Here is a 15,178-nt window from a genome sequence, read left to right as displayed (position 1 = left end):
GCCTCTGCCGTCGGGACAGTTGGGATTTTAAATCCATTTATGGGAAACGGGACGGTTTTTTATGGTGAAGTACAGCCCTTTGACGGAACGGTAACACAGCCAAATCAATCCTGCTTTAAAAGTCAGGGCTGAGATGATTTTAAGCCAATCTAACGAGGTGGCGAACGGAGAAACATCAAAGGCGGTATCGGGACTTTCATACATTTCATCTGTTTCGTCTATTACGGCGTGTCCGTCCATTTCATCACCATAGTCTTCAGCCATCATGGCACTTTCATCCGGCTCGCTGATTTCGCCCATTTCATCGATGTCCATCGTGCCAATTGATCCGTTCATTTCCCCTATGGAAACCATATCGTCAAATGAAAGGATGCCCCAAATGGGGACAGGGGAAGCGATAAGGGACCATATCATAAAGACAGCCAATAGCCCGACACACAATAAAATGAAGAAACCCATATCGTTACGCAGCATTTTGCTGTTGTGCGCGTTGACGTCGGAGGGCGGGTGTTCTAATTTTTCCAAGATGACGAGTTGGGCAAGAAAGATGCCGATACTCAGCCCTATGTACCATATTTTCGGCATATGGTTCATGGGGCCAATAAAGTACCAAAGGATATTGCCGATATTGACTAAATAAATGGCAATTAGAATTTTTTTGGCGGATTTCATGTTGTATTTTTCACTCAAAAGGTCGTCTGAAAATGCATCAGGTGTATTTTCAGACGACCTTGTTTACGTTTGTGAGGTTTAACGTTTGTCCAATTTCCGCGCCAATGCGTTGCCGGTGCTTTGAATCAGGATAACGAGCAGCACGAGGAGGGCGACGATGAAGATGATGACTTCGGTTTGATAGCGGTAGTAGCCGTAGCGGATGGCAAGGTCGCCCAAGCCGCCGCCGCCTATCATGCCTGCCGCCGCGCTGTATGAGAGCAGGCCGATGGCGAGGACGGTGATGCTGGAAACCATGCCCGCGCGGGCTTCGTTCAAGAGGACTTTGCGGACGATGGCAAGCGGCGAGGCGCCCATGGCGGTGGCGGCTTCAATCACGCCTTTGGGGACTTCGCGCAGGTTTTGTTCCACCAGTCGGGCGAAGTAAAACAGGCCGGACACGCTCAATACCAGCGAGGCGGCAATCGGGCCGATGGTGCTACCGACGATGGCGCGGGTCGCGGGTATCATGGCAATCATCAGGATGACGAAGGGGAAGGCGCGCATCAGGTTGACTAAGTTGTCGAGCAGGAAATTCACCGGCTTGTTGTAATGAAGCTGGCGGCTGGAAGTCACGAAAAGCAAGACGCCTAGCAGCGTGCCGAAGATGACGGCAAACGTGGTGGACAACCCGACCATGACGAAGGTTTCGCCCAAAGCGCGGATGATTTCGTCTTTCATACCGACGATGGTAGAAACGGCTTGTTCGAATGTTAAGTCTGCCATATCAGTCCTCCCGAATCAGTTCGCGCCCGATTTCGGATTGGGCGTGGATTTGGTTGCCGTGTACTTCGACGATTTCCACCACTTTTCCTTTATCCAAAAGGGCGGCGCGGTCGCACAGGCGACGGATGACGCTCATTTCGTGGGTTACGATGACGATGGTGACGTTGAAGCGTTTGTTGATGTCTTCCAAACATTCCAAGACGCTGCGCGTGGTGGCGGGGTCGAGGGCGGAAGTGGGTTCGTCGGCGAGGATGACTTGGGGTTTGGGTGCGAGCGCGCGGGCGATGCCGACGCGCTGTTTTTGTCCGCCGGAAAGCTGGGCGGGGTAGTGGTCGGCGCGTTCGGTCAAGCCGACGATTTCAAGGCATTCTTTAACACGTTCTTTGATTTTTTCAGACGACCATCCGGCGATTTCCAAAGGAAAGGCAACATTGTCGGCGACGGTGCGGTTGCTCAAAAGATTGAACTGCTGAAACACCATGCCGATATTCTGCCGCGCCTGACGCAATGCAGCGGCATCGAGCGCGGTCAGCTCTTGTCCGCACACATTGACCTTGCCGCTGTCGGGACGTTCCAACAGGTTAATCAGGCGCAACAGGGTGGATTTGCCCGCGCCGGAATAGCCCATCAGACCGAAGATTTCGCCGTCTTGGATTTCGAGGCTGGTCGGCTCGACGGCGGCAAAACGGGTTTTGTCGCGCGTTTGGTAATGTTTGGAAACGTTGTCCAAAATAATCATAAATACTTCCTGATACTTCCGGAAAAAAAGAAGCCCGATGCTGTACACAACGGGCTTGGATATAAAGAAAGGAATAAAAACAGCAGAAAATGAAAATACGCTTTAGCTGTTTATGCCCGCAAGCTGTGTCAAATCGGCAATGTTAACTCAGATACGACTATAATCAAAATCGGTAATTTTGTCAAGTTTTGATATGATTTGTAATTTTAAAGTAACAGATTGTCGGTTTATTTGCCGAAAAGCTCCGCCACCATATGGGCTTCTTCCTCGGTATAAGCCGCGCCGTTGAGCTTGGCGGTCAGGATAAATTCGCCGCTTAACACTTGTTCGGCGCAGGTTTCGCGCCAGCCTTGCAGCCGTTCTTCGTCGCTGGCTTTACGTTTCAGACGACCTATGGTCTGAGCCGCCTGTTTGGTTTCTTCGTTCATACAATTCCTTAACAAAAGACAAAAGGTCGTCTGGAAATTTTCAGACGACCTTTTGATTATTTGATAACCCGCGCCAACAAGGCTTTTTCTTTGCCCTGCATATTCGGGATTTTGACTTGGATGCCGTTGCCCGGGGCGACTTCGACGGCTGCGCCTTTGCGGGTCATTTGTTCCAGCGTAATGGTTTGGTTGCCTTCGGGATGGATGATTTCCAAGGTGTCGCCGACGGCAAAGCGGTTTTTGACTTCCACTGTTGCCCAGCCTTCGGCGTCGATTTCAGTAACGTGGCCGACGTATTGGCTTTGTTTGGCGGTGGAATGGCCGCTGAGGTAGTTTTGATAGTCTTGGGTTTGGTGGCGTTCGAGGAAGCCACTAGTGTAACCGCGGTTGGCGAGGCCTTCGAGTTCGCTCAATAAGCCGTAGTCGAACGGACGGCCTGCGACGGCATCGTCAATCGCTTTGCGGTAGGACTGGGCGACGCGGGCGACGTAGTAGAGCGACTTGGTGCGACCTTCGACTTTGAGGCTGTCTACGCCGATTTTGGCGAGTTTCTCAACCACTTCAATGCCGCGCAGGTCTTTGGAATTCATGATGTAGGTGCCGTGTTCGTCTTCCATAATCGGCATCATTTCGCCTGGGCGGTTGGACTCTTCAATCAGGAAGACTTTGTCGGCGTAGGGGTGGCGTTTCTGACCGTTGATGCCTTCGAAGTTTTGGTTGGCTTCTTCTTGGGCTTTTTCAAAGTTGAAGCCTTGCAGAAGCTGGGCGTCGCCCGCATCGCTTTCAGTGGCGTTGTGGACTTTGTAATCCCAGCGGCAGGAGTTAGTGCAGGTACCTTGGTTGGGGTCGCGGTGGTTGAAATAGCCTGACAACAGGCAACGACCTGAATAAGCGATGCACAATGCGCCGTGGATGAAGACTTCGAGTTCGATGTCGGGGCATTCTTGGCGGATTTCGGCGATTTCTTCCATGCTCAATTCGCGTGACAGGATGATGCGTTCAACGCCGATGTTCTGCCAGAATTTCACGCCCCAGTAGTTGGTGGTGTTCGCCTGTACGGACAGGTGGATCGGCATTTCCGGCCATTTTTCGCGCACGGTCATAATCAAACCCGGATCCGCCATAATCAGCGCGTCGGGTTTCATGGCAATCAGCGGCTCCATGTCGGTGACGAAGGTTTTGAGTTTGGAATTGTGCGGCAGGGTGTTGACGGTCAAAAAGAATTTTTTGTTGCGTTCGTGCGCTTCTTTAATGCCTTGCTCGAGGACGTCGAGTTTCGCAAATTCGTTGTTGCGGGCGCGCAGGGAATAACGCGGGCTGCCGGCATAAACGGCGTCTGCGCCGTAGTCGTAGGCGGCGCGCATACGTTCGAGGCCGCCGGCGGGAAGGAGGAGTTCGGGTGCTTTCATGTTCGTGCTTTATAAAAGGTTTCAGACGACCTTTTAAATCACGGGAAAAGGTCGTCTGAAACGGTGTTTTAAGGATGGGCGGATTATCCGCCTTTTTGTCGGGACGGTCAATTTTGCGGCGGCATATCGGGATTGTTTTGCGTTGTTTTTTCAGAGGAAAACGGATTCGAGTGCGACGATTGGCGGATAGGCGCGACGGATGGGGAAATGTAAAAAAACGGATGTAACCCGATTAATTTAACAAAAAGGCATTCAAAAAATGTATTTTCTTGTAAAATATCGAGTTTCATTTTTCCAATGTTCGGGAATCGGGCAGCTGCCGCAAACCGTTTCCCAGAGTTTTAGACAGGCGGACGAGTATGGATTTTCGGTTTGACATTATTTACGAATACCGCTGGATGTTTTTCTACGGCGCGCTGACGACGCTGGGTTTGACCGTAGTGGCGACGGCGGGCGGCTCCGTATTGGGTCTGCTGCTCGCGCTGGCGCGCTTGATTCATCTGGAAAAGGCGGGTGCGCCCATGCGTGCGCTGGCTTGGGTTTTGCGTAAGGTTTCGTTGCTGTATGTAACGCTGTTCCGTGGTACGCCGCTGTTTGTACAGATTGTGATTTGGTCTTACGTCTGGTTCCCGTTTTTCGTCCATCCTACCGACGGTTTGCTGATCAACGGCGACGAGGCGGTAGAAATCCGACGTTCTTACGGCGCGCTGATTGCCGGTTCGCTTGCCCTGATTGCCAACTCCGGCGCGTATATCTGCGAGATTTTTCGTGCGGGCATCCAGTCCATCGACCGCGGTCAGATGGAGGCGGCGCGTTCGCTGGGTTTGAGTTATCCGCAGGCGATGCGCTATGTGATTCTTCCGCAGGCGCTGCGCCGTATGCTGCCGCCGCTTGCCAGCGAATTTATTACTCTTTTGAAAGACAGTTCGCTCTTGTCTGTCATCGCTGTGGCTGAGCTGGCTTATGTACAAAGTACGATTAGCGGCCGCTATTCTGTTTATGAAGAACCGCTTTATACCGTCGCGATGATTTATCTCTTGATGACGACTTTCTTGGGCTGGGTGTTCCTGCGTTTGGAAAGCCGTTACAACCCGCAGCATCGTTGATTTTCGAATAAGTCGATTGTTTTCGGCTAGGGCAATGTCAAAAGGTCGTCTGAAAACCGATTCGGGTTTTCAGACGACCTTTTATAGTGGATTAACTTTAAACCAGTACGGCGTTGCCTCGCCTTAGCTCAAAGAGAACGATTCTCTAAGGTGCTGAAGCACCAAGTGAATCGGTTCCGTACTATCTGTACTGTCTGCGGCTTCGTCGCCTTGTCCTGATTTAAATTTAATCCACTATAGTTTTCGGGGTTTACAGACCGAATAGGGCGATGTCGCCTTTGCCTTGGCGGATGAGTTCTGTGCCATCGGTCATGTCGATGACGGTGGTCGGCTCGGTGCCGCACCAGCCGCCGTCAATGACCAAATCGACGCTGTGCTCGAGGCGGTCGCGGATTTCGTAAGGATCGGTCAGCGGCTCGTCGTCTTCAGGCAGCATCAGGGTGCAACTGAGCAGCGGCTCGCCCAATTCCTGCAACAGGCTCAAGGCGATGTTGTTGTCGGGAACGCGCAGACCGATGGTTTTGCGTTTCGGGTGCAGCGTGCGGTTGGGGACTTCTTTGGTGGCCTGCAGGATGAAGGTGTAGCTGCCGGGAGTGGCGGCTTTGAGTTGGCGGAATTGGGCGTTGTCGACTTTGGCGTAAGTGCCCAATTCGCTCAAATCGGCGCACATCAGAGTCAGGTGGTGTTTCAAGTCGATTTTGCGGATGGCGAGGATGCGTTCCATCGCGGCTTTGTCGCCGAGTTTACAGCCGAGCGCGTAGCAGGAGTCGGTGGGATACACGACAACCCCGCCGCTGCGGACGATGTCGGCGGCTTGTTTGATCAGGCGTTCCTGCGGGTTGTCGGGGTGAATGGCGAAGAATTGTGCCATGACGGCTTTCCTTTTGATGGTTTGTGTTGCCGATATTTTAAAACCGATACTTTGAAATGACAAAAGGTCGTCTGAAAATACGGTTTCGGAACGGAAGCCGCGTTTTCAGACGACCTTGGTTTTGAACACGAATCAGGGTTCGGGACGCAGCCACATCCAGACGGCGACGCAGCCGCAGCCCAATGTGGATACTGCGCCTATCCACCATTGTTCGGGGAAGCGCCAAAACATGAAGATGCAGGATAGGCCCATCATGCTGATGGCGAAGATTTTGGCTTTGCGCGGGACGGCGCCGTTGTTTTCCCAGTTTTGCACCATGGGGCCGAAATAGCGGTGTTGGTGCAGCCAGCGGTGGAAGCGGGGCGAGGCTTTCGCCCAGCAGGCGGCGGCGAGCAAGACGAAAGGCGTGGTTGGCAGCAATGGCAGGAAAATGCCGATGATACCTAAAAGTAAGGAAACTGCGCCGCAAAAGATGAGTAAGTAACGAATCATATTGTTGTTTTGTTGAAGGTTTTATTCGGATTCTTTGGATTTGCCGTGATCAAACGGGCAGCGGGGAATATCGAGCTTGTCCCAGCCTTCGTGTCCCATTTCTTCGAGTAGGGCGATGTTGCGCTCGAAAATGGCGGAGGCATCGGGGAAGGCTTGTGCGGCTTTGGCGATGCTGTCTTCGCGGATGAGGTGCAGGGTGGGGTAGGGCGAGCGGTTGGTGTAGTTGCTGATGTCGTCTGAATCCGTGCCTTCAAATTGGAAATCGGGATGAAACGGGGCGATTTGGACAATGCCTTCCAAACCGTTGTCGACAACGGCGGCGTCGGCAATGTCGAGCATTTGGTTGAAAGTGTCGAAGTCGGGGAAAAGGGTCGGGTGGACAAGAAGGGTGGTTTCCAGCTCGTCGGCGGGCGTGTCGCCCAAAAGCTGCAATTCACGGTCTAGGTCTTCGAGGAAACCGTCCAGATGACGGGCTTGGCTGACGCTGATGCGTACGAGGTTTTTGACGTGCGGCGCTTTGGCGAAAGGGCAGAGGTTGAGTCCGATGACGGCTTTTTCGAGCCATTGGCGGGTGTGGTCGGTTACGGTGGCGGAGTCGGGGGTAGTCATGCGGGAATTCGGATTGGCTTTAATTAAAAATAATTCTCAAGTATAGCATAAAACTTTCTGTTTTCAGGATACCGCCATGAGGACGGAAAAAGGTCGTCTGAAAATGAAAACGCTGAAAATACAGGGTTTTCGTTTTCAGACGACCTTTATGTTTTGCCCTTAATCGGGGATGAGGTGTCCTAGCGGCAGGGCGGTTGTGTTTTTGATTTCTTTCAACACGAAGCTGGACTGCGCGTCTTGTACGCCGTGGTGAGACAGGAGCGTGTCCAAAACGAAATGGGAAAACGAGTTCATATCGGTAAAAAATGCGTGGAGCAGGTAATCGGTTTCGCCGGTCAGGGCGAAGCAGCTCAATACTTCGGGCCATTCTTGCACCGATTTCGCAAAGTCTTTGCGCGCATCTTTTGCCTTGCTGATGGAAACGCGGATAAATGCCTGCAAGCCCAGATGGACGGCTGCGGGGGAGAGCAGGGCGGCATATTGGCGAATGATACCCGCGTCTTCCAATTGTTTCAGGCGGCGCAGGCAGGGAGAGGGTGAAAGCGCGATTCGCTCGGATAATTCGACATTGGTCAATCTGCCGTTTTCTTGCAGGACTTGTAAGATTTTAAGGTCGGTTTTATCCAAGGTTATCGGTATCATTTAGTTTGCTCCCTGTTGTATAGGTTGAAAATCAGTCGGATTGCGTTCGTTTGAACGCTCAAATTGACCACTTAAATTGACCAGTCAGGCAGAGTATATAACAAATAACATTTACTTAACATACAATCAACCAATGAAAAAGTATTTTTGAAAATAATCTGTGTTAAAAAGTATGGATGCAAACAAATTGATTTAATTTCCATCCCCGCAAACAGGCTTTAGCCAATTTTGGCAAAACGAATGTCCGTCATATAAAACACGGCTTGCCCAAACTGTCTTTTCAAGCCATAATCGCGCCATGTGCAGGAGAGAGCTACATCAGGTTACGCGTAGCCGCCGAAGGCGCAGATGCCCTTAAATCGCTCAGGCAACAGGGACTGCACATTGAAATAAAACATCTGGAGAGCGGTGCGATCGCACCCACCGAAGGGGAGAAGGTCGTCTGAACCACCATTCAGACAACCGCGCAAAGCAGTGAGCAGACTGGTTTGTCATCAAGCGGATACGGCCGAAAATCTCAGGTTCAAGGACAGATAGGGTCTTCCGCGCTTATGTGCGGACGGCATCTGAACAATAAATCCGGAGAAGCTGAGAATGACTGCCCTGAAAACCACCCCGTTTCACCAAGCCCATCAAGATGCAGGCGCGAAGCTGGTCGATTTTGCCGGCTGGGAGCTGCCCATCCATTATGGTTCACAAATCGCCGAACACGAAGCCGTACGCACCGACGCAGGCATGTTCGACGTATCCCATATGCTCGTTACCGACGTCGCCGGAGCGAACGCCAAAGCCTTTTTCCGCAAACTGATTGCCAACGATGTTGCCAAACTTTCCTTTGTCGGCAAAGCCCTTTATTCCGCGCTGCTCAACGACAACGGCGGCGTGATTGACGACTTGATCGTTTACCGCACCAACGAAGCCGAAACCCAATACCGTATCGTGTCCAACGGCGCGACCCGCGAAAAAGACACCGCCCAGTTCCACAAAATCGGACAAGAATTCGGCGTCGCCTTCAACCCGCGCTACGATCTCGGTATGCTTGCCGTACAAGGCCCGAAAGCCATCGAAAAACTCCTGACCGTCAAACCTGAATGGGCGGATGTCGTCCACAACCTCAAACCGTTCCAAGGCGCGGATTTGGGTAATGACTGGTTTGTCGCCCGCACCGGCTACACCGGCGAAGACGGCGTCGAAGTCATCCTGCCCGGCACCGAAGCCGTCGCATTTTTCAAAGCCCTGCAACAAGCCGGCGTACAGCCCTGCGGCCTCGGCGCGCGCGACACCCTGCGCATGGAAGCCGGTATGAATCTTTACGGCAACGATATGGACGACGACACCAGCCCGCTCGAAGCAGGCATGGGCTGGACCGTTGATTTGAAAGACGAAAACCGCGATTTCGTCGGCAAAGCCGCCTTGTTGGCATTGAAAGAAAAAGGCGTTGCCGTCAAACAAGTCGGTTTGCTGCTCGACAAAGGCGGCATCCTGCGGGCGCATATGGAAGTGTTGACCGACAAAGGCAAAGGCGAAACCACCAGCGGCGTATTCTCACCCAGCCTGAAACAATCCATCGCTATCGCCTGCGTACCGAAAGATTTTGACGGCGATACCGCCAAAGTGCTGATGCGCGGTAAGGAAGTGGACGTGCGCGTATTGAAGCTGCCGTTTGTGCGTAATGGGCAGAAACAGTTTTAAACGTTAGATTAGTTTTCGTAACGAGGACGTAATTTACTGTCCTCTTCGAAAATTATGAATTCAAAATGAAATAGGTAACTTTTATGAGAAAAAGTAAGGTTATAACAATTGCAGCTACATTTTGGGTACTAGTTACGGGGTTTGCTTCTGCTAAAGAGATTTATCCTTTTGATTTGGTGAAAAAACAGCCGTATAAAGCAATTTGGGGACAAGAAGTATGGCGAGAAGTCAGAGATAAAAATGATGATTGGTTGAAAGGGGCGGGGGGTGTTGCTACACCATTAGAACCTGTAATAATTGGTTCACAGAAATACCAACGAGCAACAGTATGTGAACCACATAATTGTTCAGACAATATCATTTATTTTTTAATTAATTCTAGAAAGTTGGTGGGAATTCAGTTTAAACATAATGATAATGGATATTTAAACGTGATACGTTATGGCTCGCGTAGCCGAATAGAAGAAAATTATTTAATAAATTGGTATAAACGAGATCAGCAAAAATTAGAAGCAATGTTGGAAAAACCGTGAAACAATCTGCCTGAGACAGCATGATTCAGACGACCTTCAAACCAAAAAACCAATGGAGAATTAACCATGAGCAACAACATCCCAGCCGAACTGAAATACGTTGCCAGCCACGAATGGCTGCGCCTTGAAGAAGACGGTACCATCACCGTCGGCATTACCCACCACGCGCAAGAGTTATTGGGCGACATCGTGTTCGTCGAGCTGCCCGAAGTCGGCGCGAACCTTGCCGCTGAAGAACAAGCCGGTGTGGTTGAGTCTGTGAAAGCCGCGTCCGACGTGTACGCGCCGATTGCGGGCGAAGTCGTTGCCGTCAACGAAGATTTGCCCAGCGCGCCGGAAACCGCCAACAGCGACCCTTACGGCGCAGGCTGGTTCTTCAAAATCAAACCTGCCAATCCTGCCGACTACGACGGCTTGCTGACCGCCGAGCAATACGCGGGCGAAGTGGATTGATTTAAACTTGCGCGGCAGGCATTTTGCCGCGTTTCGATTTTGAAAGGTCGTCTGAAACCCCGTTTTAGGTTTTCAGACGACCTTTGTTTTGCTTGGTTGATAAAACATGAATTACTGCGAATTTGTTGCCGCTCTCCCAAACGATACGGACAATCCGAACAAACATTACCACGATACGCAATACGGTTTTCCGATTTCAGACGACAATGAGTTGTTCGGGCGGCTGGTGTTGGAAATCAATCAGGCGGGTTTGAGCTGGACGTTGATGTTGAAGAAACAACAGGCGTTTCGGGCTGCATTTAAAGATTTCGACATTGACACTGTCGCCGTATTCGACGAAGCCGATATCGAACGCCTGCTTGCCGACGCAGGCATCGTCCGCAACCGCCTGAAAATCAATGCCGCTATTTACAATGCTAGACAAATCAAAAAGTTGCAACAGGAATACGGTTCGTTCAAACACTGGCTCGATACGAACCATCCGCTCGATAAAGCTGAGTGGGTGAGGCTCTTTAAAAAACATTTCAAATTTGTCGGAGGCGAAATCGTCGGCGAATTTTTAATGAGTACCAGCTACCTGCCCGGCGCGCATATTGAAAGCTGTCCGGTTTATCAAGAAGTTTTAGAATGCCATCCGAAATGGACAGAGGTCGTCTGAAAACGGGTTTCGAGGCAACTTGCTTTGCCGGTTTCAGAAATATAGTGGATTAACAAAAATCAGGACAAGGCGACGAAGCCGCAGACAGTACAGATAGTACGGAACCGATTCACTTGGTGCTTCAGCACCTTAGAGAATCGTTCTCTTTGAGCTAAGGCAAGGCAACGCCGTACTGGTTTAAAGTTAATCCACTATAACTGTTTTCAGACGACCTTGAGGCAAACTTTGTCCTTTGAAATTCAGCTTTTTCATATTTTCTATGTCATAATCTTTTTAATCACTCCGCAAGATAAATCATTAAACATAAAGAAAACAAAAAATGAACATGTTCAAACCATCCGTTTTAACACTCTTGATGCTGTCCACTCCTCTGACCGCAGGTTCCACCATGCCGGGCAAAAAACTGCCGCCTGTTGAAAAAATCTTAAAACGTCCGCAGGCAGCGAACCCACAAGTGGTGGTTGTTTCGATGCCTGACGGACGTAAGGGCGGCGTGTTGTCAGTGTTGTCCGTCATTAATAAAAAAGGCAGGGTTGATGGCGTAGTGTGCCGAGATCAGTCGACAGGAGCGGCATTGTGCAAAGCTGCATTGGCGCAGAAGCGTCCGAAGCGATATGAACCTGCTCAAACTTGCTCTGATCAAACCAATGCAAACGGCGAGGTGCAGAGCGTGTGTCAAAACGTTCCGTCTTATGCGGAACATATTTACTTGCTCTATGGGGAGAACGACAACTATAAAGGCGGTTTATATCGACGGGTGAACATTCCTTATCCTCCTGCAGCACAGGAAAATGGGGATGAGGGTAAGGTTATATTGGAGGGCGTAGTTTCGCCGGAGGGTAAATTGGAGAGCATCAAGGTGATAGAACGCTCAGGTTCTAGCTGGTTGGATAATGCGGCAAGGAAAGGGGCAATGGGAGGCATCTTTTTACCTAACGTTAAAAATGGCAAACCTGTATGGACGAAATTTAGTATGCCTATCACTTTCCATCTTCAAGATCAAGATGTACAAAATTAACGCAGCAGCTTCCGTGATACTTTAGAGAATCAGAAACAAAATATGCTCACACGAAGAACATTCCTTGCTTACACAAGCGTTTTGCTGCTTGCAGCTTGCGGCAGTAAATCCGGCAAGAAGCAGACGAAAATTGCCGCAGGCAATACCGTACTTGCTTTGGGTGACTCGTTGACCTACGGCTACGGCGCGAGTCCTGCCGAATCCTATCCTGCGCAATTGCAAAAGCTGACCGGTTGGGACATTATCAATGGCGGCATTTCCGGCGATACCTCCGCACAAGCCCTGTCGCGTCTGCCTGCGCTGTTGCAACGCCAACCCAAGCTTGTGATTATCAGCATAGGCGGCAACGATTTCCTGCGCAAATTAACCGAAGCCGAAACCCGCGCCAATATTGTCGAAATCATCGAAAGCGTGCAGAAGGAAAATATCCCCGCCGTCTTAGTGGGCGTACCGCACTTGAGTGTCGGCGCATTGTTCGGTCATTTGAGCGATCACCCGCTTTATCAGGAACTTGCCGAACAATACAAAATCCCTTTGTTTGAAGGCGCATGGTCTGAAATTTTGAGTGATGAGAAGTTGAAATCCGATCAAATACACGCCAACGCGGCGGGCTATAAGGTATTTGCGGAGAGGCTGGAGAAGTTTTTGCGGGAAGAGGGTTTTTTGTAGGAGTAAACGGTAATTTACTTCGTGAATTTCGTTTTCAGACGACCTTTTAAAAAAGAAACGGAATGTGAATCTTGTAGTGTAGCGGGGCAGAGTATAGTGGATTAAATTTAAATCAGGACAAGGCGACGAAGCCGCAGACAGTACAAATAGTACGGCAAGGCGAGGCAACGCCGTACTGGTTTAAATTTAATCCACTCTAAATGCTGTTCTCAGAGTTTACGAAGAAAGATTATGAAACATTCGGTGTTTTTTTAAGAAAGACTAAAAATGCAAAATAACATTGTAAAGCTTATTTTAGAAATAGAAAAAAGGCCGGCAATGTATATTGGACGCAATAGTATTTTTTGCTTAAAAGCCTTTCTAGATGGTTGGCATTTTAGAAATCCTAAACAAACAGATAATTCAGAAATACTGATAGAATTTACAGACTGGATTCAAGCAAAGTTCAACATTGATCGATATAGCGTTTCATGGGATAAATTGCTATTTTCCCTCTATTACGATGAAGAAATGGCATTGAATAGCTTTTTTTTAAACTTTAATCAATTCCTTCAAGAAAAAAATCAGTAATTTGAGACCTGCCTTCATGTAGTTATCGAAGCAGTAACTGCAGATTGGGTTAAGTCTCAACAGTCTGATAAGGTCGTCTGAAAGCGGCAGGTTTTGGGGCATTTTATTATTAGTTTTCCCGTTCATTCTCGTTCAGATGTTGTTGCAGGATTTTTCTTTTTCAGTATTCAGGTTGTTCAGTCTGTATGTGGTCATTGCAGGAGCGTTGTTTTTTACCGTAACGTCATATATACTGTCTAAATGCTAAAAAATGAGGTTGTAAAGTGCTGATAAAATTATTGAAAATTTTAGGTATTTGGTTGATGGCTATTCCTGAGTTTGTGGCAATTCTTTATATTATCAGCTGGATTTCTCCTTTTTTGGAAAGCAATAGCAGACATTGTGAAGTCAATTGCTTTGAAAATTTGTATACTTTTTTGCAGATTGCATTTTTTGGCAGTTTGTTGATTAGCTTAATTTGGACGGTAGTTTTCCTAATAAAGGATAATAAACGTCACAAGAATATTACTTAAATATTTTCAGACGACCTTTTAAAAAGAAAAGGGATACGAATCTTGTAGAGAGAAGGATAAGTGTTTAGCGTAAATGCTATTCGCAGAGTTTACGAAGAAAGATTATGGAACATTCACTAGAAAAAGATTTCAATCCTTATCGAAATTACACGCGCTCTAATTTAATATTGGGATTGCCGATTTTTATTATTCAGTTATTGCTGATTTTTTTTCTTTTTCCTATTCAGGGAATAAATATTTCCAGCCTGCTGACAGATGTGTTTTTCTTTTTGAAATTTGCTTTTCCATTTTCTCTATTGATTTTGGGACTTTTGTTGCTACTTTATTGTATTCCTAGTTATTTTGTCGGTTATACCGCCAAGAAGATGAATTTGAAATGTAATAGTAAAGACAGGATGAAGGCGGCAGGTTTGACGGCATTTTATTATTGGATTTTTTCCTCCTTCCTTCTTCAGATAATGGGGTTGGTGAATTGGAAAAACGTTCCTTTTTCAGCATCCGGTCTGTTCAGCCTATATGTGGCTGCCGCAGGGATGATATCTTCCGCTGGACCATCCACCATGCTGCCTAAAATGGAAAAAAACGAGGTTGAAAAACGCTGATGAAATGGTTGAGTGTTTTAGGTATTTGGTTGATGGCTATTCCTGAGTTTGTGGCAATTCTTTATGTCGTCGCTTATATTAATGCTTTTCTGAGCAGCAATAGCGGAAATTGCGGGGTCGGGTGTCTCGGGGCTTTGGTTGTTTTTTTTGAGATTGCCTTTTTTGGCAGTATTTTAATCAGCTTAATTTGGACAGTGATTTTTCTGAGAAAGTATGATGAACGCGATGAGAACGCTGATTGAAGCTTTTCAGACGACCTTCCTAATGCACGTCGTCTGAAAAACTGAATACCGCTCTTTTCTGCGTTCGTTTCTTACGCGCAAAAAAATACCGGCAAAAGCCGGTATTTTTTAAATTTGGCGCGGCGGACGGGGCTCGAACCCGCGACCCCCGGCGTGACAGGCCGGTACTCTAACCAACTGAGCTACCACCGCGCATCATTGTTTTGCAACAATGAAAGGAAACTTGGTGGGTGATGACGGAGTCGAACCGCCGACATTCTGCTTGTAAGGCAGACGCTCTACCAACTGAGCTAATCACCCGAAAATAAAAAATACCGACAATGTCAGTATTTTGAAATTTGGCGCGGCGGACGGGGCTCGAACCCGCGACCCCCGGCGTGACAGGCCGGTACTCTAACCAACTGAGCTACCACCGCGCATCATTGTTTTGCAACAATGAAAGGAAACTTGGTGGGTGATGACGGAGTCGAACCGCCGACATTCTGCTTGTAAGGCA

Annotated in this window: 19 protein-coding genes, 3 tRNA genes and 1 riboswitch; of the genes, 10 read left to right on the top strand and 12 right to left on the bottom strand. The window is 48.9% G+C overall.

The annotated features are described in order from the left end of the window. Positions 1 to 27 precede the first annotated feature (27 nt). The 5 genes from DBZ16_RS04615 to yegQ form a co-directional block, all read right to left on the bottom strand. The gene (locus DBZ16_RS04615; protein ID WP_240600232.1) at positions 28 to 585 is read right to left on the bottom strand and encodes a hypothetical protein; all 558 of its coding nucleotides are present in this window, start codon (positions 583 to 585) and stop codon (positions 28 to 30) included. A gap of 165 nt (positions 586 to 750) precedes the next feature. Further along, entirely contained in the window at positions 751 to 1,437 is a 687-nt protein-coding gene (locus tag DBZ16_RS04610; RefSeq protein ID WP_107813134.1) for a methionine ABC transporter permease, read from the bottom strand. Between the two features lies 1 nt (position 1,438). Further along, on the bottom strand, positions 1,439 to 2,176 hold the full coding sequence (locus DBZ16_RS04605; protein ID WP_074896349.1) for a methionine ABC transporter ATP-binding protein: 738 nt from the start codon (positions 2,174 to 2,176) through the stop codon (positions 1,439 to 1,441). A 227-nt stretch (positions 2,177 to 2,403) separates the two neighbouring features. Next, a complete protein-coding gene (locus DBZ16_RS04600) occupies positions 2,404 to 2,604 on the bottom strand; it encodes a hypothetical protein (protein WP_107813133.1) in 201 nt (66 codons plus the stop codon). A 56-nt stretch (positions 2,605 to 2,660) separates the two neighbouring features. Further along, on the bottom strand, positions 2,661 to 4,013 hold the full coding sequence (gene yegQ / locus DBZ16_RS04595) for a tRNA 5-hydroxyuridine modification protein YegQ (protein ID WP_107813132.1): 1,353 nt from the start codon (positions 4,011 to 4,013) through the stop codon (positions 2,661 to 2,663). A gap of 359 nt (positions 4,014 to 4,372) precedes the next feature. Here yegQ and DBZ16_RS04585 point away from each other — a divergent pair, with 359 nt between their 5' ends. Beyond that, the gene (locus DBZ16_RS04585) at positions 4,373 to 5,119 is read left to right on the top strand and encodes an amino acid ABC transporter permease (protein WP_107813130.1); all 747 of its coding nucleotides are present in this window, start codon (positions 4,373 to 4,375) and stop codon (positions 5,117 to 5,119) included. Positions 5,120 to 5,369: 250 nt separating this feature from the next. Here DBZ16_RS04585 and DBZ16_RS04575 read toward each other — a convergent pair whose 3' ends face one another. From DBZ16_RS04575 to DBZ16_RS04560, 4 genes are all read right to left on the bottom strand, one after another. Beyond that, complete coding sequence (locus DBZ16_RS04575; protein WP_107813128.1) at positions 5,370 to 5,990, bottom strand: L-threonylcarbamoyladenylate synthase; 621 nt, start codon at positions 5,988 to 5,990, stop codon at positions 5,370 to 5,372. 132 nt (positions 5,991 to 6,122) lie between these two features. After that, positions 6,123 to 6,482: a YbaN family protein gene (locus DBZ16_RS04570; RefSeq protein WP_107813127.1), complete on the bottom strand. Its 360-nt coding sequence runs from the start codon at positions 6,480 to 6,482 to the stop codon at positions 6,123 to 6,125. Between the two features lie 21 nt (positions 6,483 to 6,503). Then, entirely contained in the window at positions 6,504 to 7,091 is a 588-nt protein-coding gene (locus tag DBZ16_RS04565) for a DUF1415 domain-containing protein (protein WP_107813126.1), read from the bottom strand. Between the two features lie 159 nt (positions 7,092 to 7,250). Next, a complete protein-coding gene (locus tag DBZ16_RS04560; protein ID WP_107813125.1) occupies positions 7,251 to 7,733 on the bottom strand; it encodes an Lrp/AsnC family transcriptional regulator in 483 nt (160 codons plus the stop codon). 293 nt (positions 7,734 to 8,026) lie between these two features. Further along, a riboswitch (glycine riboswitch) is annotated at positions 8,027 to 8,123 on the top strand. A 204-nt stretch (positions 8,124 to 8,327) separates the two neighbouring features. On the opposite strand from DBZ16_RS04560, the gene gcvT reads away from it, so the two are divergent. The 9 genes from gcvT to DBZ16_RS04505 all read left to right on the top strand — a co-directional run bounded on the left by gcvT (position 8,328) and on the right by DBZ16_RS04505 (position 14,682). Then, positions 8,328 to 9,425, top strand: coding sequence for a glycine cleavage system aminomethyltransferase GcvT (gene gcvT / locus DBZ16_RS04550; protein WP_107813124.1), 1,098 nt, complete (start codon positions 8,328 to 8,330; stop codon positions 9,423 to 9,425). An 83-nt stretch (positions 9,426 to 9,508) separates the two neighbouring features. Next, positions 9,509 to 9,958 carry an Ivy family c-type lysozyme inhibitor gene (locus tag DBZ16_RS04545; protein WP_039404759.1) on the top strand — a complete coding sequence of 150 codons (450 nt, stop codon included), beginning with the start codon at positions 9,509 to 9,511 and terminating at the stop codon, positions 9,956 to 9,958. A 66-nt stretch (positions 9,959 to 10,024) separates the two neighbouring features. Beyond that, the gene (gcvH, locus tag DBZ16_RS04540; RefSeq protein WP_080542344.1) at positions 10,025 to 10,411 is read left to right on the top strand and encodes a glycine cleavage system protein GcvH; all 387 of its coding nucleotides are present in this window, start codon (positions 10,025 to 10,027) and stop codon (positions 10,409 to 10,411) included. A 106-nt stretch (positions 10,412 to 10,517) separates the two neighbouring features. Next, positions 10,518 to 11,069: a DNA-3-methyladenine glycosylase I gene (locus DBZ16_RS04535; protein ID WP_107813123.1), complete on the top strand. Its 552-nt coding sequence runs from the start codon at positions 10,518 to 10,520 to the stop codon at positions 11,067 to 11,069. Positions 11,070 to 11,388: 319 nt separating this feature from the next. Continuing rightward, a complete protein-coding gene (locus tag DBZ16_RS04530) occupies positions 11,389 to 12,087 on the top strand; it encodes an energy transducer TonB (RefSeq protein WP_107813122.1) in 699 nt (232 codons plus the stop codon). Positions 12,088 to 12,129: 42 nt separating this feature from the next. Next, positions 12,130 to 12,756, top strand: a complete 627-nt coding sequence (locus DBZ16_RS04525; RefSeq protein WP_107813121.1) for an arylesterase — start codon at positions 12,130 to 12,132, stop codon at positions 12,754 to 12,756. A gap of 267 nt (positions 12,757 to 13,023) precedes the next feature. Then, complete coding sequence (locus DBZ16_RS04520; RefSeq protein ID WP_107813120.1) at positions 13,024 to 13,326, top strand: hypothetical protein; 303 nt, start codon at positions 13,024 to 13,026, stop codon at positions 13,324 to 13,326. Between the two features lie 616 nt (positions 13,327 to 13,942). Beyond that, positions 13,943 to 14,440 carry a hypothetical protein gene (locus DBZ16_RS04510; RefSeq protein WP_107813119.1) on the top strand — a complete coding sequence of 166 codons (498 nt, stop codon included), beginning with the start codon at positions 13,943 to 13,945 and terminating at the stop codon, positions 14,438 to 14,440. Beyond that, entirely contained in the window at positions 14,440 to 14,682 is a 243-nt protein-coding gene (locus DBZ16_RS04505) for a sodium:glutamate symporter (RefSeq protein WP_107813118.1), read from the top strand. Before DBZ16_RS04510 ends, DBZ16_RS04505 begins: the two co-directional genes overlap by 1 nt. A gap of 115 nt (positions 14,683 to 14,797) precedes the next feature. On the opposite strand, the gene DBZ16_RS04500 is transcribed toward DBZ16_RS04505, so the two are convergent. From DBZ16_RS04500 to DBZ16_RS04490, 3 genes are all read right to left on the bottom strand, one after another. Next, a tRNA-Asp gene (locus DBZ16_RS04500) sits at positions 14,798 to 14,874 on the bottom strand. 32 nt (positions 14,875 to 14,906) lie between these two features. Next, positions 14,907 to 14,982, bottom strand: a tRNA-Val gene (locus tag DBZ16_RS04495). Positions 14,983 to 15,021: 39 nt separating this feature from the next. Next, positions 15,022 to 15,098: transfer RNA gene (locus tag DBZ16_RS04490), tRNA-Asp, on the bottom strand. Between the last annotated feature and the right edge of the window lie 80 nt (positions 15,099 to 15,178).

The sequence above is a fragment of the Neisseria sicca genome, assembly GCF_003044565.1.
GTDB lineage: Bacteria > Pseudomonadota > Gammaproteobacteria > Burkholderiales > Neisseriaceae > Neisseria > Neisseria sicca_A.
The sequence above is the reverse complement of the archived record's forward strand: the minus strand, read 5'-3'. Positions and strand labels throughout refer to the sequence as shown.